Genomic DNA, 22124 nt, shown 5'->3' with positions numbered 1-22124 from the left:
ATCACTCCTCATTTTGAATTAATTCACGTAAACGAAAAAGAGCTATTTTTTCTATTTCTAATAATGCTGTTTCAAACTCACCCTTCTCCCCATGTGATATTCTTTTTTCCATAAAGGAATATATTTCATCTTTAGTTCGTCCTTTTACCGCCATAATAAACGGAAATCCAAACTTCTCCATGTACCGCTTGTTTAACAAAGAAAAATGTTCATATTCTTCTGCTGTGAGCTCACTTAACCCAGCGTTAGTCTGTTCTTGCACTGAAGAATTACTCATCGCAAGTCGTGTCCCTAAATTAGGATGCGCATGGATCAACCGGAGCTTTTCTTCATCAGATGCTTCATTTACTCTACCAATCATTTTTCCATGTAAGTCTTCTACTGTAGAAAAAGGCCTACAATCCCATGTTCGTTCAGGAATCCAAGGAGAATGTTCAAAGATATCCTTTAACATATCAATAAAATTAGAATGACTAACATTATTGAGTTGTTTTATCGAAACCACCTTCCGTCACCTCCTTCTTAGTTAAGCAATTGATTTGTTATCATCAATCGGTACAGTGTTACTTTTCTTACGAACCACAAAAAACAAATTCAATAAGATTGCCGTTAAACTTCCAGTAATGATCCCGTCACTTACTATGATGCGTAAAGCTTGAGGTAATCCTGCAAATAGATCTGGTACTACAGTTGCCCCTAATCCTAATGAAAGGGAGCATGCGATAACAAGCATATTATGCTGATCACTAAAATCAACAGCACCCAGCATTTTGATACCTGATGAAATCACCATCCCAAACATGACAACCGTAGCGCCTCCTAATACAGGAGAAGGAATTATGGTTGCAATGGCAGCAATTTTTGGAACAAGCCCTAACCCTATTAAGATCATCCCAGCAGCCACCACTACATTTTTCGTTTTTACCTTTGACAATTGAACAAGACCTACATTTTGAGCAAATGTATTGTATGGAAATGCATTAAAAAGTCCACCTAACGTAATTGCCAATCCTTCAGCACGATAACCTCTTACAAAATCCTTTTCTTTTAATTCTTGGTCACAAATTTTACTTAGAGCCAGAAATACACCAGTTGATTCAATAACAATCACTAAACATACGATCATCATGGTTAAAATCGGTCCAACCTCAAACGATGGAGCTCCAAAATAGAACAACTCAGGAAGGTGCAACCACGAGGCTTCTGCAACATCTGTAAAATCAACTTTCCCCAGCATTGACGCAACGAGAGTTCCAGCAACGATCCCTATCAATACAGATAACGCTTGAGCAAAGCCTTTCAGAAAGCGATTTAAAAACAAAATCAATGCTAAAACTCCGAAGGATAATAACAAATTAGTCGAGCTACCAAAATCAGGACTCCCATTACCTCCTGCCATATTTCGAATTCCTGTTGGTACTAATGAAAGACCAATTATTGTAACAACACTACCCGTTACAACCGGAGGAAATAATTTAATTAACTTCCCAAAAAACGAGGCAAATAGTAAGATAAACAAACCACCCGCTATAATCGAGCCATAAATAGCAGAAACACCATATTGAGAGCCAATCGCAATCATTGGTGTGACAGCAACGAAGGAGCTCCCCAGCACAACTGGTAAACCAATTCCAAAATACCTATTTTTCCAAGCTTGTAGCAACGTTGCTATCCCACATGTAAGCAAGTCTATCGCAACTAAATACGCTAATTGTTCAGACGATAAATTTAATGCCCTTCCTACAATTAACGGAACTAAAATAGCTCCAGCATACATAGCCAGTACATGCTGTAGACCTAACGAAAAAAGTTTAAAACCACCTACACCGCCACTCTCCACTCAAAGCCCTCCCTCAAACCTTAATGTTATAATATGTAACATTAATTGTTATATTACTTAACATATTAATATTTTTAAGTGTAAATGTCATTGTAGGAAATGTGAATTTTTATCTTATTCATTGTTCGAATTGTATAATTTTTTAAAAAATCAGATTATAAAAAGACTTTTCCTTTTGTATAGAAAAGCCTTTTTATTCCATTAGCATTAGCATAAATCTCTCCATTTGAAGCAGCCTTCTTACTACTAATACTCTGTATCAGATTTTTTATTTCCTATCTTTTTTCTAATCCTACTAACAATAAGTAATCCAATCAGTAAGATTTCCAATAACAAACCTATAACCGTCCATGTTTGAAAAGTAAACTCTAAATGCATGGTATTGGATTCAAAAAGGATTATAGCTAAAATACCTAAGAATAAGCTTACAGGTGTCATTATTAATTTAGTTCCTTCATCCTTTAATGGGAATAAAGAATGAACAATACAATATAAGGCAAGAGCTAGTTTACTAAACAATGTTGGCATCCAAATCGTTACAAGAATTAAATCTAAACGATCTAAGAAGTCTGTAATATTAATTTCCTGAACCATTAAAAGGGTAGGATATGTGGCAATAGTCATGATTTTTTCACCCAGCACAGCTATATCTACAATTATTACAATAAAAATTAATAAAAAACCTAGACTACTCCCTAAAAGGACTCCCTTTTTAATCCCCCTTTGCTTTGATAAAAAACGAATTAAGTAACAAGAAATTAACGCTTCACCCATCCAAGGGAAAAATAAGTATGAAGATTTAGCCAAATTGCCCATTTGTTCATTATTAATAATCGGAGTAATATTTCTTACATCCAATTCATTTATAACAAGAATAGGGGCAACCAATACTACCACAGCCAAAACAATAAATTGTATAACCGTGATTCTAGCAATGACCTCTAAGCCAGCAGCACTGACATAAAGTAAAGTAAGTGTTAGAACAATTGAAATGATTTCAATAGGAGTAGTCGGTAAGAGATATGAGGAAACATAATCAATGAACAGGCGTAAATCCCTTATATACACAAAAATTAAAAATACTCCAATCACAACGGTGAATGCTTTATCAAGCCTTGAATGTTGTACAGGATCTACATTCTTTCCTAAACATAGGAAAAAAATAAGAAAAAAAACAGGAAACACAAGAATCGGAATCATCCATGTATTTTGATTTGATATCTGTGTCAATACCTGCGGCAAGGAAATAAGGGATGCTGGAATCATAAAATTAGCTAACAAAAGAGCAAATTGAAAAAGTGAAATATTATACTTAATCATTAGTTGACCACCAGCTTTGTAATAGGGCCAATAAATTTATTCATATAAGCTGTAAGGCCACTTAAATCATACGGAAGAAAAAAAAACGTAGAAGAACTTGCTGCTAGAAAAGTCATAAGATAAATAATGACCTTATTACGCTTCTTTTGTTTATGAATTGTCTTTCGTTGAAGGAAGAGAAAAATGAGTAAAGTAAACAAACATATCAACGTTGCAATCATATAAACTACTCCTTAATATTAATTCCTGAATTAATGGTTCGTTTTATCTCAGCATCCACCTTAATCTCGATATCGGCATCCTTTAAAATTTTCTCCCAATCATCCTTCCACTTTTCCCATTCATCATTATGATGAAGGTATAAATACCAACCAAACCCAAATATATCAATTCCTTCTTCCCTCCCATGGTTAATTAAGGATAATACTTCTGATTTTATTTGTTTTTTCATATCTTTTATTGCTGAGCTATAGACTTCCTGCTCAGCAAGTTTTAGATTAGGTTCATTTTGCATCATATTTGATTCAACTTTAATTGTAAGAGTAAATGATGGTTTACCTCCATTAGACTTGTAATTTGTTTTTACTTTTGATTTTATAATATTGACATTTAACTCTTCCTTTTCACCTACTACAAATGTGTAGTTATTACCATTTGCTTTTTCTAATAACCAACGTAACCCCCATGCCTCTTCCTTAGTCGTAAAAAATTTTAATTCATCCTTTTTTAAGATTCCAAATCCACTCATTTTAACTTCTTGCTTCTTATCCTTAGAATTGGCATTTTGCGTTTCAGTAGTTTCAACAATCGGTATAAATGTGTCCTTACCAGGCCTAGATATATCCATCAAGACATCTTTAACTGTTATACCAAAACCTGATTTTGCCATTTCCCTCATTGCCTCAGCTGGTAACATTTCTAAGTGAGGTGTTGCATTTAACACGTTGATCGCTTCTCCTTTAGTCAATAAAACATAAGCAGAAAGTCTTGATTGAGGTTGTTCCAGTACAACATCTAAAGATTTCTTGAATCCAAATCGAGCTAACTCCTCACCAAAAATAATGATCCTTCGATGAGCAAAGTATAATTCTCTGGACATTCTCTCCTGTAGATCGTCATTACTTTCCCTTACATTTCTTCCAATTCCTGAGTCAACATAGTAGGGACCACCTCCACCCGTTCCACCTCCACCTCCAGATGACTCACTCATTGCGCCTGGAAGCGGAACCTGAACAGAAACCCTGAACTGATTGTCCCCAACTTTGTCAAATCCAGTTGAAACAACGAAAGCTAAATCATTTACCTCTACTCGGTCCCAACACCCTGTTAACAGAAGTACACAAATACAAAGTAGGCAAATCATTTTACGAGTTACCATATATATTAAACTCCCCTAGCTAATTATGTTTGTGTGTAGAAGGTTTAAGGTTGTCCTTTTCACGAGACACATTTTCTTTAACAAATTGAGTTGGTCGTCGATCCATGTCCCACCAAGGGATTCGAATAAATACATCCTTCAGTTCACTCCATTTAAGTGGTCCAAGTGGATGAAAATAAGGAACACCAAATGATCGCAACTTACATAAATGAGTTAATACGATAATAGAACCAAGAGCAATACCAAATAAGCCAAAAATGCCTGCAAGAATCATCATTGGAAATCGTAATAGTCGAATAGAAATCGCCATATTAAACCTTGGAATGGTAAAGGAAGCAATTCCAGTTAAAGAGACGATAATAACCATAGGTGCAGAGACAATCCCTGCCTCAACTGCTGCTTGACCAATAACTAAGGCACCTAAAATACTAACTGCTTGTCCAATCACCTTCGGGAGTCGTATACCCGCTTCACGTAAAGCCTCGAACGCAATCTCCATCATTAACGCCTCAATGAGAGCAGGAAAGGGAATAGACTCCCTACTAGCAGCAATACTAAACAACAGGTTTGTAGGTATCATATCTTGATGAAACGTTGTTATTGCAACATAGAATGCAGGTAAGAGTAAAGCTAAAAATAGAAGCATTACCCTTAATATTCTTAAAAAAATTGAGATATGATATCGTTGATAATAATCTTCACTTGATTGAATAAATTGCCAAAAACTCACAGGTAATATAAGCGCAAAAGGAGTTCCATTAACTAATATAGACACTCTTCCTTCTAATAAGTTAGCTGCCACTGTATCAGGACGCTCTGTATTTTGTATCTGAGGAAAAAAGCTACTAGGGCTATCCTCAATTAATTCTTCAATATACCCACTTTCTAATACACCATCAATTTCAATACGGTCAATTCTCGCTATTACTTCTTCAACTAAGTCTGGTGGTGCAAGATTATCCATATACATGATGTTGATCGTTGTATTTGTTTGAGTACCTACTTCTTTAGAAATAAGCTTTAAATGCTTTGATTTAATCTTTTGTCTAACAAGCGCTGTATTTACTCCCAAATTTTCGGTAAAACCTTCACGTGGACCACGTACTACGGATTCCGTATCCGGCTCAGATACACTTCTACTAGTCCCACCTTTTGCATCTAACACTAATCCTTTATTTAAGGAATCTACTAAAAGGATTGAACTCCCATGCAAAACTTGCTTCACTATATCAGACATCTTATTCGATTCAACTACTTGGTTAACAGAAAGAATGTTTTTTTCTAAATATTCAGCAGTGAGATGTTCTTCTTTTATCTCTGCTAACAATTGCTTTAAGGCATGAAATTCTATACTTTTGGAATCAATTAATCCTTCAACGAAGATAAGGTACGCTTCATTTTGACCTACTATTAGAGGCCTAAATTTCACATCGGAACATTTATCAAATTCCTTTTTTAGTACAGCTACATTCTCAGTCAAATCGGTTACAACTGTTTGATCCAAGGTTTCAGGTGCGTCTTGGTTTTGATAGAGTTGTCTATGGTTCATAAATTTCCTCATAATCATGCTCCTGAACGTCTCATTATTATTTTTCTTCTCATTACTATTTACCTTTGGAGGAAATTTTATGATTAAATGACAAATTAAAAAGCAGCATATGAAATGTTAAAGGGGTTTGTTTACGAATATAAAAACTAAATTATCACCCCAATTAGCAGTCCCATTTGCAACTGAATAAGATGATATTGAACTACCAGAGTGTGGGTGATGATGTCTGAGAGGATAAATAAAGCAGACCTTCTTGCTAATCCTTAACTGAGTAACGATAGTCCAAAATAAGCGGAGTTTTTCTGGTTAGACTGAAGAATGGAACTCGGTTCGAGGGATATAAGCGGAGTTTTTCCGGTTAAGCAAAGTAAAATGGTTCATTTTCATCTTTTTTGATTAAATAGGCGGAATCTTTCCGTCTATTTTATCTATTTTTTGTGCTATTTCTTCATTAAGAGGAATTTCTCCGCTTATTTGGTAGCTTATTTCATGGCGATTCATGAAACCTGGAAATCGCTTATCTTGCTATAAAAAAATGCTTGGAGCATATATGTATCCAAGCATTTTCCTTTGCTGATTTACTTGTCAAATTGCTTTTTGATTCTAGTGCGGATTCCTATACGAAAAAGCAATGTTAATTCGTATCCTGTACTTCAAAACAGAACTCGTTAACAAAAGTCCCATAGCCTTTTAAATTACCTACTTTTCACAAGCAAATTAACTGCTTCCTTCACTAAATCATCACTGCTTTCGCCTTTTTCCTCAGCCATTCGAACACATTCTATTAAATTAGAGCTAACGATTACACCAATTGTTCGATCAATTGCTGTTCTACTTGCGGAAAGCTGAGTAATAATATCTTTACAATCTTTCTGTTCTTCCATCATACGTAAGATTCCTCTGAGCTGCCCTTCAATTCTCTTTACACGGTTTTTAATTTGTGCATCATACTCCATCTTTAATCTCCCCTTCTTTAGCCTTTATTATGATCATTATACCCTAAAGGGTAACTCGCTATAAAATAATCAGATACTTTTCCCAAGCTATGTATTCAATCTATTAAAATATTAACTATTCTATTTTATATTTGTCAATTTTCCTATCCTCTCATTATTGCTATTGTTCCCACAACTAACGTAAAAAGGTATACCTCCAAACAAACTGGGTCGGTATACCTTTAATAAACTTATTAAAATTGAAAATATTCTTTTGCATTGTTATAACATATTCCTTGAATAATGCTACTTAAAGCTTCTTCATCATACGGATATTCACCGTTTTCAACCCATTGTCCAATAAGATCACAAACTAATCTTCTAAAATATTCATGTCTTGTATATGATAAGAAGCTTCTTGAATCAGTTAACATCCCAATAAAGCGGCTGAACAACCCAAGGTTTGCTAAAGCTTTCATTTGATCAAGCATTCCGTCTTTTTGATCATTAAACCACCATGCCGTACCAAACTGGATTTTGCCAGGTGTTCCTCCACCTTGAAAACTCCCAATAACAGATCCAATCACATAATTGTCTTTTGGATTTAACGAATAAAGAACTGTTTTTGGAAGAGCATCCTTTTGATCTAATGAATCAAGCAATTGACACAAAGGCTTTGCCACTTCTCCGTCATTCATACTGTCAAATCCAGTATCAGGGCCAAGCTGTTTAAACATTCTAGTATTGTTGTTTCGCAGGGCATGCATGTGGTATTGCATAACCCAACCTAAGCGTGCATATTGTTCACCTAGGAAGGTTAACGTGTACGATTTGAATTGCTTTTCTTCTTCAAGCGATACCTTTTCTCCTTTAAGTCCTTTTGCAAAGATGTCAGCAACTTCTTCCTCTGATGCTGCTTCGTACATCATCGAATCAAGAGCATGATCTGATACACGGCCCCCAAGGGAGTGAAAAAACTCAATTCGTTCCTTTAACGCTTTCAGATACTCACTATAGTTTGTAACCGATTGCCCAGAAGCCTCAGACAGTTTTCCTACCCACTCTAAAAACCCATCACGATTAATTTCAAGTCCTTTATCAGGTCTAAAACTTGGCAATACCTTTACACCAAACTCAGTGTTTTCTTGTAACTTCTGGTGATACTCTAAAGCATCAGTCGGATCATCTGTTGTACAAACAACCTCAACCTGTGACTTTTTAATTAATGCTTGAGCTGTGAAGTCATCTTGAGCTAATAATGAGTTTACCTTCTCCCAAATATCTGGGGCACTTTTTTCATTTAAAATTTCATTAATTCCAAAGAATCGTTGAAGCTCTAAGTGTGTCCAGTTATATAATGGATTTCCTATAGTCATAGGTACTGTTTTTGCCCAAGCTAAAAATTTTTCATAATCACTAGCATTTCCTGTAATATATTCTTCGTCAACACCATTACTTCTCATCGCTCTCCACTTATAATGATCACCATATAACCAAGCTTCTGTTATATTTTTAAATCTCTTATTTTCATAAATTTCTTTAGGACTAAGATGACAATGGTAATCAATAATCGGCATTTCCTTCGCATATTTATGATATAACTCCACCGCAGTATTCGTTGATAGTAAAAAGTCTTCTCCCATAAAGTCTTTCATTTCTCCCACCGTCCTTCGTTTTCCTTCGTAATGTACCTAACTATCAATTTTTCAGATAAAATTTCTCAAGGCTCTTTTGAACTCCATCCGTAACAATATCTTCTAGGTAATTAATAACCATATCCTTAAGAAGAGAAATTTCCACTAAACTTCGACCCCATAGCTTTTCATCAGATAATATGATTGAAACCACTTCAGTAAGAGATTCCTCTGTTCCATCATTTTGATTCCACGCCTCGGAAAACGTCTTGATCGCATCTTTGCTGTCACGAATTTGATATTCCTGAAGATCTCTTATTCCAACCATATGTTCATCCCCATCAACTCTGATTGGTTGATAATAGGAAATTAATCCACTAAGAGAAAACACCATATGAACCGGTAATTTATTTTCTTTATCTAGATGTTCAAAGAAAATAGGTAGAACTCTTGCTTTATATTTAGATACTGCATTTTGACCAAGGTCGACTAAATAGTGTTTTACAAAAGGATTTTTAAAACGGTCAAGTACCGAGTTTGCAAAATCATCCAACACTTTCGTTTCAAAAGAAAGCACTGTTTTTATTTCATCCTTTATCGCATTTTCAACAAAGGAAAATAGCTCCTGATTTACCATTACTTCATAAACTGTATTTACCCCTGATAGATACCCTAGTGAAAACAACATTGTATGAGGAGCATTCAATAAACCAACTTTTAATTGACGGTATGGTGTCACATCTCCCCATTTGACTTGTAGACCAGCTTCATGAAACGGAATACTCTCACTTATCGCTTTATCCCCATCAATGACAAATAAATGGTATGGTTCACAAACAGTAAGAAGCTGATCTTCGTAACCTAACGTTTCCGTGAAAGTATCGATATTTCCCTTCGGATAACCTGGAACAATCCGGTCCACAAGTGTGTTGCAAAAACGATTATTCTGTTCAACCCATTGAATAAAGTCTTGTGGAAGCTCCCAATCCTTTGCTATCTTTAAGACAATTTCCCTTAAAACATTTGCATTTTCTTCTACTAACTCACAAGGTATTATTGTAAGTCCACTATCCTCTGAACCGTTAAATACTCTGTAACGATGATAAAGGACCGCTGTTAATTTCCCAGGGAAAGAATGTGGTGAAGCATCAGGTATAAACTCTTCCTCCAAATACGTTAACCCAGCTTCAGTTGTATTTGAAAAGACAAACTGTATAGAAGGAGATTCTGCAGCTTTTAGCACTTCATTCCAATTTTCATAAGGATTGATTCCCCGACTTATAGAAGTAATAACCTCGCTTTTATTAACTTCTTTCCCATCTTTTATTCCTTGTTGCACAAGTGTATAAAGACCATCCTGTGCGTTCAGTTTTGGCACAACTTTTCCGTGTGGCGTTGGTTGAATTGCTACAACTCTACCGTTGAAAATTCCTTGTTTATTCATTTCATTGACCATCCAATCAACGAAACCTCTTAGGAAATTTCCTTCTCCAAATTGGAGAATACGTTCTGGTAGATCATTTGTTAAGTTAACTTCCATACTTTCAGTTAACTGGTGATTTTCAAGTAACATGTTGCGACTTAATTGTTCCATGAACTCCCTCCCCATCTGATAAAAACAATGTTATAAAATAACGCCATCTTTAAAAATAGCAATCTCTTTAAATCCAAACTCTTCATTCCGTGCCTTCTCATCACCAGAAGCAAGTCTTACGATATATTCAAATAATTCATCTGCTAATGTTTCTTTATCTTTTCCTGTAATGAGTTCGCCTGCATTGAAATCAATCCAATTCCGCTTTTTTTCAAAAAGTTTATTGTTAGTTGATATCTTCACAGTAGGAACCGGTCCACCAAAGGGAGTTCCTCTTCCAGTCGTAAATAACACAACATGTGCACCAGATGCAGCAAGTGAGGTAACAGAAACTAAATCATTACCAGGTCCTTGAAGTAGAGTTAATCCGGGCTTATTTATTCTTCCACCATATGGCAAAACATCAACAACTTCAGAAAAGCCTCCCTTTTGTACACATCCTAGAGATTTTTCCTCTAATGTTGTAATGCCACCCTCCTTGTTTCCAGGAGAAGGGTTTTCATAAACAACTTGATCATGTTTTATAAAATATTCCTTAAAGTCATTTACTAATGAAACAGTTTTAGAAAATACTTCTTCATTTACTGCACGTTCCATTAAGATCGTCTCTGCTCCAAACATTTCCGGTACTTCTGTTAAAACTGTTGATCCTCCATGTGCAATCACTTTATCGGAAAATGCCCCTACTAGCGGATTAGCTGTTATGCCAGAAAGTCCGTCAGAACCTCCACACTTTAGACCCACCTTTAACTTTGAAACCGAAACAGGTTCTCGTTTAAATTGATTAGCATAAGCTATAAGGTCTTCAATAATAGAAATTCCTTCATCTAATTCATCTTCAACTTCTTGTACAGCCAAAAATTTTACCCGTTCTTCGTCAAATTCACCCAGTACATCTGTAAATGCTTTAATATGGTTATTTTCACATCCTAAGCCTAAAACAAGTACACCTGCTGCATTAGGGTGCTGCACTAGATTTCTTAAGATCTTCTGAGTATTTTCTAAATCATCACCAAGTTGTGAACAGCCAAATGGATGTGGATAATGAAAAACCCCATCCGTACCAGATGTATCTAACGATTTTTCGGCAAGCTTTACCAATTGCTCAGCTATCTTGTTAATACATCCAACAGTATTTATAACCCAAATCTCATTCCGAATCCCAATATCACCGTTTTTGCGTACATACCCTTGAAAGGTTCTTGTTTTAGTTGTTCCTGTCGAATTCTTCTGTTTTCTTGGCTTATATGAATACTCCAATGTACCTTCAAGCTTAGTTTGGACATTATGTGTATGAACCCATTGTCCTGAAGAAATATCCTTTTTAGCTTCGCCAATAGGAAAGCCATACTTTAAAACATCTTCTCCTGCCCTTATATCAATAAGAGCAATTTTATGTCCCACAGAAATGTCATCTTGAAGCACCAATGAATGACCAAGAAATTTTATCTCGTCTCCCTTGCTAAAGTTCTTTAAGGCAACGAGAACATTATCTCTTTCATCTACATGTGCAAATACTGTTTCACTCAAAGATTCTTCACTCCTCTCATATTATTTGAGGTGAAAAACTATCAAAATAGCATATATTCAAATAAAAACCAAAATAACAACGTTGTTATTATTAATATTAAAGGAAAAATCTACATATGACAACGTTTTCAACTAAAATAATGATATTTTTATAAGTATCCCACTAGGATTTCTGCTGTGATCATGTTAACTTAGAACATATATATGAATACTATTTGTACTAAAACAATAACAACGTTGTAATAAAATTCCCTATCTGAACAGGTGATTACTATGAATGTAACAATCAAAGATATTGCAAATTTAGCAGGCGTAAGCTATTCTACCGTTTCAAAGGCTTTAAATGATAGTGACCTTGTTAAACCCGAGACCAAAGATAAAATCTTAAAAATTGCTAAAGAATTAGGGTATGAACCTAATTTCGCTGCCCAACGACTTGTTTCGAAGCAAACAAAAACAATTGGATTAGTTTGGCCTTCCATTGAAAGAGCAACTTTATCAACATTAGTCACAAAGATTAATGAAGAAATTAGCAAATATTCATACTCTATGATTTTATCTATTAATCCGGTTAAAACATCATTTGAAATGTTTAAGCGCTTTCAAGTTGATGGTATGATTGTTTTCGAGGAAAATGATGAAACATTAACTGACCAATCTCTAACAAACTCCATACCTACCATTGCACATGGAGTGGCAGGAAATAATGTACTTCCTGTTATTGATGTTAATTGGCAGCAAGCAATGTATGATGCAGTTGATTATCTATACAAACTGGGACATAGTAAGATTGCGTTTATAGGTGATTTCTCACCTGTTGATCGTAGACAGATGGAGAAATTTAAAGGATTTCAAAAAGCTATGAAGGAATTTAATTTATCAGTAAATGCAGAAAATCTTGTAAATACAGGAGGTCTAGATTGGTATGACGGGTATGTGGCAACAAAAAAATTATTACACTCAACGTATAAGCCCACAGCTCTAATTGGAAGCAGTTATGACATTTCATCAGGAATTATTCGTAGTCTAAGAGAAGAAAACTTAATTATCCCTAAAGATATGTCTGTTATCGGCTATGATAATATTCCACAAATGGGTACATTAGAAACACCATTAACTAGTATTGGGGTACCTATTGATCAATTAGCAGTTAAAATTGTTGATTCACTAATGAAGCTAATAAACGACAAATCATCTGTGCCACATGTACAAATCATGACACCAGAAATAGTAGAGCGCGCATCTTGTTCAAAGTAAAAGAAAGGTACCCACAACATATAAGGGTACCTTTATCCTTGCCACTTTGATGCAGTTGTTTTTTAGTTTAAATATTCCCCAGATTCCACTTATTCACAGTAAAGCTCACTTTCTTAGAAGCAGAAAATGAAATATGCTGATTTTCAGGATTAGGGAAAAAACGAGAAGTAAATGTCTCTCTTCCATTATTAATAAAAATTTCAATTGACGATGTGTCAATAAATATCCTAAGTGAATTCAATTCATCAAGCATGCACTGACGTTTTTCAGTTGTTCCGTCAACATAGCTTTTTCTTTCAAATGTAAATGTTTTTTGTTCTGAGGAATAGATTATTCTTCCTGCATCACTTATCGATATTTCCATCCAACCTTCAACGACTTCAATTCTATCTAATATTAATTCTATTGTCTTTCCACTAATTCCATCCAGCTCTTTACTTTCCTTATTAAGCTTCACCGAATAGCTTATCATTTCACTATCTCTTAAGTTTTCAAATTCTTTAACAGGAGTTTGATGAATCTTTCCATCCATCAAATTTAATTCGCGTGGAAGAGTCATATTGTGAATCCATTTGTATTCAATAGTCGGATGTTCCAGTTCATTTTGGTCTGGTACACTCATCCATGCAAAGAGAAGTCTTCTACCTTGATTATCAACGGTAGTTTGCGGAGCATAGAAATCAAACCCTCGGTCAAGCTCTTCAAAAAAATGATGATCATATTCTCCTGTTTTAGGATTAAATTGTCCAACCACATAGCCGGCCTGGTAAACATTTTGATAGTTCATTCCTTTTGGCTCTAAGCCTTGTGGAGAGAAAATAAGGATATCTTCTCCATCAAGCTTGAATAAATCTGGACATTCAAACATGTAGCCAAAGTCACCCAGTTTTCCTTTTCCTCCACCCGCTAGTATTCCAACATAATCCCAATGAAAGAGATCATTTGATTTAAGTAATACAACTGACCCTTTTAAGTCTTTTGTTTGAGCTCCTACCACCATAAAAAACAACTCATCTTGTTGCCATACTTTAGGGTCACGAAAATGAGCGGTAAAGCCTTCTGGTAAGGTAACGACCGGCCCTTTCTTTTCATAATGAATGCCATCTTTTGAAACAGCCAAGCATTGATAGGTTTCACGTTCTCCTTGTTCATTCTTTACATTTCCAGTATAAAAAACATAAAAATGACCTTCATGCTCGATCGCACTTCCTGAATAACAACCATTTTTTTCAAACCATTCTGAGGGAGTAAGTGCAATTTCTTCATGCTTCCAATTCACTAAATCTTTTGAAGAATAATGTCCCCAGAATTTTGCTCCGTGACCTGTTTTAAACGGCATCCATTGATAATAAAGATGATATTCTCCGTTCATTTGAATGAAGCCATTTGGGTCATTTAATAATCCTACAGGTGGCATAAGGTGATAGTGCAAGCGGTATGGATCCTGCTTTACAAGGTTACGATGTTTTTCGATTTCTTCGGCAACTTCTTGACGTAGTTGTTTGTCTTTATTCAACGTTCTCACCCACTTTTGTTAGTATCATTTGCTCTAACGTTGGTAGAGCTTCATAGCTCATTTTGCTTTTTTGATAATGATTATTTTTTTTATCTAAAGGAATGAAATCAATGAGTGCCTCACCTAAGGAAATAACTCCACTTCTCATACACTTTGAACCTCCCATATGAAAAAGTTGACTTTGAAACTTCAAAGTCAACTTCTATTCTCTTATTATTCTTCCTTCCAACCTAATAATAAGGTAGCGATAAAAGCACCTATTGTTGCAATAAGAAAACCAATTCCATAATTAAGTGGATCCTGGACAATAGCAAACTGCGGGATCCCTGTTAAACCAATTCCGTTGGCCATTACATTCGTGAACACAACGTATGCTCCTCCAAGAGCTCCACCAATAGCTGCAGCAATAAAAGGTCTTCTGTACTTTAAGTTCACACCGAAAATTGCTGGCTCGGTTATGCCTAAAAAGGCAGATAAAGCTGCGGGACCTGCAATCCCCTTAACTTTTTCATTCTTTGTTTTAAATAATACAGCCAATGCTGCTCCCCCATGGGCAACGTTTGCCATAGCCCAAATTGGGAGTAAATAGTTACCTCCAACATTTGCTAATAGCTCTGCTTCAATGGCATGGAAGCTGTGATGAACACCAGTTAAAACAATGGTTGAGTAAAGTCCTCCAAATACTAACCCAGCAATTGGACCCGCTGTACTATAAACCACATCTAATACTGTTGTTATTCCATTTCCAAGAATTCTTCCAATAGGACCAATGATAAGCAGGGCAACAAAACCTGTAAAAATAACAGTTATAAAAGGTGTTACTAATAGATCAATCGCATTAGGAACAATTTTACGTAAGCCTTTTTCTACTTTAGCCATAATATAAACAGTTAATAGAACCGGAATAACGGTTCCCTGATATCCTAACATTTCAACTCCAAAACCAAAAAAGTCAAGTGTAGAAGGCACAGCATCTGTTAATCCCCACGGATTTAGTAGGGAAGGATGGATCATTATCCCTCCAATAACTGCTCCAAGGTAACCATTAGCTCCAAATTCTTTTGCCGCACTAAAACCGATTAAAATTGGAAGAATGATGAAAGCTGCAGATGAGAACATATCCAGCATAACGAATATAGCACTTTCCGGATCTACCCAGTTATACGTTTTCATTAATCCTAAAAGACCCATTAACATACCTGCTGCAACAATTGCAGGAATAATTGGAACAAATATATTAGATAAAGTTCGAGCAAAACGAGCAAAAGGGTTCATTTTTCTTTTAGCCGCATCGCTATGAGATTCCCCTTTGTTAGTTGATTCATCATCCATTGAAGCTCCGACTAATGGAGCAAAGTGTTGATACACTTTATTAACCGTTCCTGTACCAAATATAATTTGAAATTGACCTGAACTTGAAAATGCTCCTTTTACTCCTTCTAGTTCCTCAATTCCATTTTTGTCAATTGAATTTTCATCCTCAATTACTAGACGAAGACGTGTTGCACAATGAGCAGCACTTATTACATTGTTTTTGCCTCCAAGCTTCGCGACAAGTTGCTCTGCTACTTCACGATGATTCATGTTGTATTCCTCCCTATATGTTTGTAGGGCTACAGACAACAAAAAAAGACCTAAAATATATAGATAAAAAGGTAGCTTCAAAGAAGATGATCTACCTATGTCATCCTATATATTCTAGGTCTTGCCTGCGTTATCAGTAACAATCCCACATATAAAATTGTTGTTTCATTTATTCTATAAGAACATATTGAAACCGTCAACATAAAAATTACTATAATATAATTATTTTAATAGCCTTTGAATATGTATGGCAATATATGCTACCTCTGATTCTGGAAATTCAATTTCATATTCTTTACTCAACTTGTCTAATATATTTCTTGAATAAGAATATGCTGTTTGATATTTACCTTGTATGAGGTCCATCATATCTTGGTCAATCGGATCAAATTTTTCTCCTAAAGAAATCCGATTTAAGGCAAAACGAAGATGTGTAACAAGTCTCTGATAATTGATTGAAGATTCTTCTATCTTTTCTCCAACGAATTCTTCAACTTGTTGAACAAAATCACTTAAGATAGATGCTTGCTTTAAAGATTCACTCATAGAAGGAGCGTCCAATTTAGCTGTATGAATATGAAGAGCGATATGCGCAACCTCATCTTCAGGAATTTCAATTCCAAGCTTATTACTTATTTCTTTCTTTGCCCATAAGCCTATTTCAAACTCACTTTTGTAAAGCATCTTTATTTCATTTAATAGTTTATTTTTGATAGGTATGCCCTGCTTAATTCTTTCTAATGCAAATGAAAGATGATCAGTTAAAGCAATATGAATATGATCACTAAGTGGTGAACTTAGATATCCTTCTGCATAACTAATAATATTTTCAGCTAGTTCAATATGCTCTTCTGGTAAGGTAGCTAATAATTGCTGGAACTTCTCAGAGGATGCCTCATGTAATACAAATATTTTTTCGATCTTATTTTTAGGAACAATATCATTTCTACTTTTTTGAAAAGCGATACCATTTCCCATAACAATTTTTTCCTGTGGCCCGTCAATTACTACTACGGCATTGTTGTTCAATATTCTGAAGATCCGCATAAAATCCCCCGTACAAATTTAATAAGCTATATATTATCATTAAAATTTAAATGAGCAAAGATTTTAAATACATAGGCATTAATGGTCTGCTACCTTCACCCGGTATTCATTCGGAGTCATACCAACGACCTTTTTAAACACTTTGCTAAAATATTTTTCATTCTGATAACCAACTTTAAACGATATTTCATAAATTTTTAAGTGCGGGTTTTCTAGAAGCTCTTTTGCTTTATCAATTCGTATTGTTGTCATATAGTTTGTAATGGTTTCGTTGTATTGCTGCTTAAATTTTCTTGATATATATTCGCGACTTAAAAAGAAACGATCGGCAATTTCCTGCAACGTGAAATCCTTGTCATAGTTTTCCCTCAAGAACGCTTCTATTTCTTGAATACTATTTTTTTCTTTTTGGTATTTCACATGATTCAAGAGCTCAATTAATTCGTGAAATTCCTTGGTTTTCTCTTCCTTAAACTTTGTGAATGAAAAGGTTCCGTCTTCATCCCAATAATCTTGCCCATTGTAATAGGTGGTTTCTTCACTAAGCTGGTATTCTTTTAACCAATTTTTACGCAAAACTTCGAATTGATTTTCCCAGTCTTGAATTTGCTCAAATGAAAGAAAATGTTGAGATTCAAGCTTGTGGAAAATTTGATTTATCACTTCATCCATTTGTTCAATACTTCCACTTTGAATTGTCCACTTAATTTTTTCAGCATAATCAAAAAGATGTAGCAATGGTCTTGATGTGATATCATCATACGTCATAATGTGATTTTTCTTATGAACATCTACCATATTGTGTTTTAATAACGTTTTTTGTGCAAAATGATAAGCTTCCTCTAATTTTCCAGATGGCTTCCCAATTGCAATAACTGCTTTCGTATTGGTAAACCTCTCAATTTCCTTTTGAATACTTTCCATAAGTTTTACTTCGTTTTTATGCTTCCATAATAGAATAACAATTTGGTCTTTTTGGTTCCCGTTCTTAAAACAAAAGCCGCTTTGGTCAATACGAACTAATTCATTGCAAATATTCAATATTGTAAAAAATGCCAGATTCTTATCTTCTTCAAACCTTTTTACAATTCTACAATTTAACAATAACAAGCAAATTGTACACTGTCCTTCATTAATATTCACACCATATTCTTTCTGAACTTTTTGAATAAGATCAGATGATGGAGGTGTGTGTGAAATAAGAGTTGTGAAAATATGATCCCAATAGAACGGCTTTGCTTCATTTATAACTCTTGTTGTTTCCTTAGTTGATTCCCTTTTTTGTGCTTGCTTTTCCCACTCATTTACTGCTCTTTCTAAAGTTTCGTTAAGAGCATCAGGTTCAATAGGCTTTAACAAATAATCAAAGCTTCCGTACGTAATTGCATTTCTCATATAGTGAAAATCATCATAACCGCTAACCACAATTGTTTTACTCGGTATTTCAGTTTCTTTTAGCCACTTTAGAAGCTGAATTCCATCTAATTTTGGCATGTTCATATCGGTAAAAATAATCTCTGGCTGATGTTCTAATATAATACTTTTCGCTTCTTCCCCATCACTTGCTTCAAACACTTCTTGAATTCCTAACCGCTTCCATTCTGCTAATAAAAGAAGACCCTCTCTTACATGCTTTTCATCATCAATTATGATTGCTTTCATCCGTAAGACCTCCTGATTCTACTGGAAGTTTAATTGTCACCAATGTACCACCATTTTCATAGTTTTCTATTTGCAGAGTGGCTTGCTGATCATAATAAAGCTTTAGGCGTAAATAGATATTTCTAAGTCCTATGTTCGTACCGTTTCCATTCCCTATAGATTTATTTTCTAAGAATGACTGGTGAATTTCCTCTAATCTACTTTCACTAATCCCTTTTCCATTATCTAAAACTGTAATAATAAGTTGGTCTTTCTCCCTCTTACCCACAATTTTTAATAGCCCTATTTTTTCAATACTTCGATCAAAACCATGCTTAAAATAGTTTTCTATTATCGGTTGAAGAATCATTTTAGGAACCATAATAAGCAAATCTTCTTTTATAAATTCTATCGAATATTCAAATTGATCGCCAAATCTCTCTTTTTGTAATAATAAAAATGCTTTTGTATAGTCAATTTCTTTTGTTAATGGAACAATATTTTCATCAATCGTCATTCCATATCTCATGATTTTTGAGAGATGGGTAACAAGTGTGTATACCTGTGGAACGTTATTTTTTAAAGCAAGCGTCCCAATTGATTGTAAGGCATTATATAAAAAGTGAGGATTAAGCTGTGATTGAAGTGCCTTCAATTGATTTGTTTTATTTTCTAGCTCGAGCTTATATTCCCGATTAATTAGATGATTTAATTTTGACATCATTTCTTTAAACCGCTCACCAAGAGTACCAATTTCATCATTTCCAAGTGAATCAAACTGAACATTCATATTTCCACTTTCAACTTGTTTAATATTTTGCAAAAGAACTCGTATAGGTGTTGTTATTTTAAATGAAACAAAAAGAGTGGCCAATACCACAAGAATTAATCCGATCACCCCAAATAAAATATTGATTTTCGCTACACTAAGTGCACTTTCGAAAACAGATGTATATGGAATTCGTTTGACAAGGAACCATCCTCCTGATGAATCTTCTAGTTTTTCATAAATCATTAAGCCCTCGAAGGAATCTTTCTTCCATTCCATCATTCCACTAGTTTCTTCATTCTGAATCAATGTTTTAATCCATTGCTGATCTTCAGAAACTTCATAATTTGACCTGAAAATAAGTTCTCCATCGGGACTTAGAATATAAAATTCTTCCTTATCTTTTACATACAATTTGTGAGTGATATTTAGTAGCTGCTCTGAATTTATGTCTAATGAAATATAGCCAAGCAATTCATCAGATGGTACATTAACAATCGCTCTATGAAGGGAAAAAACATCTTTTTGTTTATTAGATTTATAATTAGATGATTCCTCTTGCAACAATTCCATTGGTTCAATATGAATATGGTATGGGCTATCTAAAGTCTTTTCATAGATATCACGATTGCGGTATTTATTTAAAGAAGAAAATACAACAGCTGACTTTTTGGACACAGACACATTTTGGTTAGGTTCAACCAAGGCAAAGTTTACTCTATTAATATTCTCTTCGGCATAAAGAATCGTTAATATCACATTCTTGACTGTTTCTTTTGCTAAATAATCATCTCCTGTTGGAGGATTTTGCAAATATCTCATAAAATCAATATTGTTATAAAACGATAAAGTTAAATTTTTCAATTCACCTATGTAGCCTTCGATGTTTAATTTTCCTTGATATAGGAGGTTTACATTTTCTTCAACAAACTCATCCTTTAGTGATTCCTTTGTATATAAATATGTAATAACAATGGAAGTTCCAAATGGAACAATTGTAATGAGTAATAGAAGGACAGTGAGTTTATTTCTTATGCTTGTTTTTGACAAAATATAACCTCCAATCATTTCGTCTATCTTTACCATTATAGACTAGAAATCATATCAGTGAAATGTAAGCCCCTACCACCCTTAATACATATAGCTAAAAAGCATGCCTATTATAGACATGCTTCATAGTTATTATTATTACTTCAGATTATCCCAAGTTGCTTGGAATTTTTCTAAAGCTTCTTCATAGCTGATTTTACCAGCTGCATATTCTTGGATTGTAGCAGCAAACTCTTTGTTTGCTCCATCTGGCCATCTGAACCAAGTCCAAGGAATTGTTTTCTCTGCTTTAGAGTATTCAAGAATTGATTGACCTAAATCACCTAAACCAGAAGCTTCGATATTATCGAATGCAGGAATGAACGCAAATTCTTCCGTGATATAACGTTTACCAGTTTCAGAAGAAACCATCCAGTTTAAGAATGTTTTAGCTTCTTCTAAATGCTCAGAGTTTTTGTTTAATACCCAGTTATTTGGAACACCAACTGGTAATAAATCAGCATCAGCTTCGTCATTTAAAGGAATTGGTAAGAAGCCCATGTTCATGTCTGGATTGATTTCAGTAATCATGTTTTCAGTCCAGTTACCTTGTTGTAGCATTGCCGCTTCACCTGAAGCAAATAATGTTACTTGAGTATTATAATCAGTTGTGATTGGGTTACCAACACCATTTTTCACTTCAAGATCAATTACTTCTTTTAATTGTGAGAATTGCTCATTACCAGCAAATTTAGTAGAACCATCATTTAAACCTTCAATAAATGCTACAGGATCATCTTGTTGAGCAAATGGAATATTGAATAAATGTTGACCAATTACCCACCACTCGCCATAACCAGCTGAGAATGCTTTAATTCCAGCTGCTTCAAGTTTCTTAACAGCATCTTGTAATTCAGAAAGAGTTTTTGGAGTTTCAGTAATACCTGCTTTTTCGAATAAATCTTTGTTATAAATGAATCCATAACCTTCAAGGTTTACTGGCATACCGTATAGTTTACCATCTGCATCTGTAGTTGGAACTTTACCGATTGGAAGAACATGTTCTGCCCATGGCTCGTTAGAAAGATCTGCTAAGTGCTCTTTCCAAAGCTCAAGTTCTTTAAAACCACCGTTGTTAAAAATATCTGGCTCTTCGCCTGACGCAAATTTAGCTTTTAAAGCAGCACCATAGTCAGCACCGCCACCAACAGTTTCAAGTTTCACTTTAATATTTGGATGCTCTGCTTCAAATTCTTTAATCATTGCTTGAAGCTGATCAGCAATTTCAACTTTGAATTGGAACAGATTTAATGTTACTACTTCTCCATCACCTGAACCTTCATTGTTACCTTCAGAAGAGCTTTCTTCTTTGTTTGAATTACAACCAGCTAAGATACCTAAAACTAATAGCATTGACAAACCTAAAAGCATCAGTTTCTTCATTACAGTAGACCTCCCTAATTTGTATCTTTATATTTTTATATGAATGTTCAAGAACTAA

The 22124-nt window shown here is 34.7% G+C and carries 18 protein-coding genes; 1 reads left to right on the top strand and 17 read right to left on the bottom strand.

Annotated features, from left to right (window positions below; translation table 11 throughout):
- Position 1: 1 nt before the first annotated feature.
- The 10 genes from uraD to LPC09_RS06385 form a co-directional block, all read right to left on the bottom strand.
- Complete coding sequence (gene uraD / locus LPC09_RS06430) at positions 2–505, bottom strand: 2-oxo-4-hydroxy-4-carboxy-5-ureidoimidazoline decarboxylase (protein WP_231309255.1); 504 nt, start codon at positions 503–505, stop codon at positions 2–4.
- 21 nt (positions 506–526) lie between these two features.
- Positions 527–1840: a nucleobase:cation symporter-2 family protein gene (locus LPC09_RS06425; protein ID WP_269217421.1), complete on the bottom strand. Its 1314-nt coding sequence runs from the start codon at positions 1838–1840 to the stop codon at positions 527–529.
- Between the two features lie 246 nt (positions 1841–2086).
- Entirely contained in the window at positions 2087–3160 is a 1074-nt protein-coding gene (locus LPC09_RS06420; RefSeq protein ID WP_231309254.1) for a GerAB/ArcD/ProY family transporter, read from the bottom strand.
- A complete protein-coding gene (locus tag LPC09_RS06415) occupies positions 3160–3381 on the bottom strand; it encodes a hypothetical protein (RefSeq protein WP_231309253.1) in 222 nt (73 codons plus the stop codon). Before LPC09_RS06415 ends, LPC09_RS06420 begins: the two co-directional genes overlap by 1 nt.
- Before the next feature lie 5 nt (positions 3382–3386).
- Complete coding sequence (locus LPC09_RS06410; RefSeq protein WP_231309252.1) at positions 3387–4538, bottom strand: Ger(x)C family spore germination protein; 1152 nt, start codon at positions 4536–4538, stop codon at positions 3387–3389.
- 19 nt (positions 4539–4557) lie between these two features.
- Complete coding sequence (locus LPC09_RS06405; protein ID WP_231309251.1) at positions 4558–6087, bottom strand: spore germination protein; 1530 nt, start codon at positions 6085–6087, stop codon at positions 4558–4560.
- Positions 6088–6782: 695 nt separating this feature from the next.
- Entirely contained in the window at positions 6783–7043 is a 261-nt protein-coding gene (locus tag LPC09_RS06400) for a metal-sensitive transcriptional regulator (protein ID WP_231309250.1), read from the bottom strand.
- 233 nt (positions 7044–7276) lie between these two features.
- On the bottom strand, positions 7277–8677 hold the full coding sequence (gene uxaC, locus LPC09_RS06395; protein WP_231309249.1) for a glucuronate isomerase: 1401 nt from the start codon (positions 8675–8677) through the stop codon (positions 7277–7279).
- Positions 8678–8720: 43 nt separating this feature from the next.
- A complete protein-coding gene (locus LPC09_RS06390; protein WP_231309248.1) occupies positions 8721–10250 on the bottom strand; it encodes a tagaturonate reductase in 1530 nt (509 codons plus the stop codon).
- A 30-nt stretch (positions 10251–10280) separates the two neighbouring features.
- Positions 10281–11780: a UxaA family hydrolase gene (locus LPC09_RS06385; RefSeq protein WP_231309247.1), complete on the bottom strand. Its 1500-nt coding sequence runs from the start codon at positions 11778–11780 to the stop codon at positions 10281–10283.
- 273 nt (positions 11781–12053) lie between these two features.
- Here LPC09_RS06385 and LPC09_RS06380 point away from each other — a divergent pair, with 273 nt between their 5' ends.
- Entirely contained in the window at positions 12054–13037 is a 984-nt protein-coding gene (locus tag LPC09_RS06380; protein ID WP_231309246.1) for a LacI family DNA-binding transcriptional regulator, read from the top strand.
- A 67-nt stretch (positions 13038–13104) separates the two neighbouring features.
- Here the strand turns inward: LPC09_RS06380 and LPC09_RS06375 are convergent, their stop codons facing one another.
- The 7 genes from LPC09_RS06375 to LPC09_RS06345 all read right to left on the bottom strand — a co-directional run bounded on the left by LPC09_RS06375 (position 13105) and on the right by LPC09_RS06345 (position 22066).
- Positions 13105–14553, bottom strand: coding sequence for a glycoside hydrolase family 32 protein (locus tag LPC09_RS06375; RefSeq protein WP_231309245.1), 1449 nt, complete (start codon positions 14551–14553; stop codon positions 13105–13107).
- Positions 14546–14701 carry a hypothetical protein gene (locus LPC09_RS06370; protein ID WP_231309814.1) on the bottom strand — a complete coding sequence of 52 codons (156 nt, stop codon included), beginning with the start codon at positions 14699–14701 and terminating at the stop codon, positions 14546–14548. Before LPC09_RS06370 ends, LPC09_RS06375 begins: the two co-directional genes overlap by 8 nt.
- Before the next feature lie 65 nt (positions 14702–14766).
- A complete protein-coding gene (locus tag LPC09_RS06365) occupies positions 14767–16137 on the bottom strand; it encodes a sucrose-specific PTS transporter subunit IIBC (protein WP_231309244.1) in 1371 nt (456 codons plus the stop codon).
- Between the two features lie 222 nt (positions 16138–16359).
- The gene (locus tag LPC09_RS06360; protein WP_231309243.1) at positions 16360–17184 is read right to left on the bottom strand and encodes a PRD domain-containing protein; all 825 of its coding nucleotides are present in this window, start codon (positions 17182–17184) and stop codon (positions 16360–16362) included.
- Positions 17185–17262: 78 nt separating this feature from the next.
- The gene (locus LPC09_RS06355; protein WP_231309242.1) at positions 17263–18846 is read right to left on the bottom strand and encodes a response regulator transcription factor; all 1584 of its coding nucleotides are present in this window, start codon (positions 18844–18846) and stop codon (positions 17263–17265) included.
- On the bottom strand, positions 18827–20644 hold the full coding sequence (locus LPC09_RS06350; RefSeq protein WP_231309241.1) for a sensor histidine kinase: 1818 nt from the start codon (positions 20642–20644) through the stop codon (positions 18827–18829). Before LPC09_RS06350 ends, LPC09_RS06355 begins: the two co-directional genes overlap by 20 nt.
- Before the next feature lie 138 nt (positions 20645–20782).
- Positions 20783–22066, bottom strand: coding sequence for an ABC transporter substrate-binding protein (locus tag LPC09_RS06345; protein ID WP_231309240.1), 1284 nt, complete (start codon positions 22064–22066; stop codon positions 20783–20785).
- Between the last annotated feature and the right edge of the window lie 58 nt (positions 22067–22124).

It is taken from the genome of Metabacillus sp. B2-18 (assembly GCF_021117275.1).
GTDB lineage: Bacteria > Bacillota > Bacilli > Bacillales > Bacillaceae > Metabacillus.
Note: the sequence above shows the minus strand (reverse complement) of the source record. Positions and strands in the feature narration are given on the sequence as shown.

Coding starts and splice junctions, on each gene's coding strand:
- LPC09_RS06345 (WP_231309240.1), bottom strand. CDS start 22,066: ATGAAGAAACTGATGCTTTTAGGTTTGTCAATGCTATTAGTTTTAGGT.
- LPC09_RS06360 (WP_231309243.1), bottom strand. CDS start 17,184: ATGCGGATCTTCAGAATATTGAACAACAATGCCGTAGTAGTAATTGAC.
- LPC09_RS06400 (WP_231309250.1), bottom strand. CDS start 7,043: ATGGAGTATGATGCACAAATTAAAAACCGTGTAAAGAGAATTGAAGGG.
- LPC09_RS06415 (WP_231309253.1), bottom strand. CDS start 3,381: ATGATTGCAACGTTGATATGTTTGTTTACTTTACTCATTTTTCTCTTC.
- LPC09_RS06380 (WP_231309246.1), top strand. CDS start 12,054: ATGAATGTAACAATCAAAGATATTGCAAATTTAGCAGGCGTAAGCTAT.
- LPC09_RS06370 (WP_231309814.1), bottom strand. CDS start 14,701: ATGAGAAGTGGAGTTATTTCCTTAGGTGAGGCACTCATTGATTTCATT.
- LPC09_RS06420 (WP_231309254.1), bottom strand. CDS start 3,160: ATGATTAAGTATAATATTTCACTTTTTCAATTTGCTCTTTTGTTAGCT.
- LPC09_RS06365 (WP_231309244.1), bottom strand. CDS start 16,137: ATGAATCATCGTGAAGTAGCAGAGCAACTTGTCGCGAAGCTTGGAGGC.
- LPC09_RS06355 (WP_231309242.1), bottom strand. CDS start 18,846: ATGAAAGCAATCATAATTGATGATGAAAAGCATGTAAGAGAGGGTCTT.
- LPC09_RS06410 (WP_231309252.1), bottom strand. CDS start 4,538: ATGGTAACTCGTAAAATGATTTGCCTACTTTGTATTTGTGTACTTCTG.
- LPC09_RS06390 (WP_231309248.1), bottom strand. CDS start 10,250: ATGGAACAATTAAGTCGCAACATGTTACTTGAAAATCACCAGTTAACT.
- LPC09_RS06405 (WP_231309251.1), bottom strand. CDS start 6,087: ATGAACCATAGACAACTCTATCAAAACCAAGACGCACCTGAAACCTTG.
- uxaC (WP_231309249.1), bottom strand. CDS start 8,677: ATGAAAGACTTTATGGGAGAAGACTTTTTACTATCAACGAATACTGCG.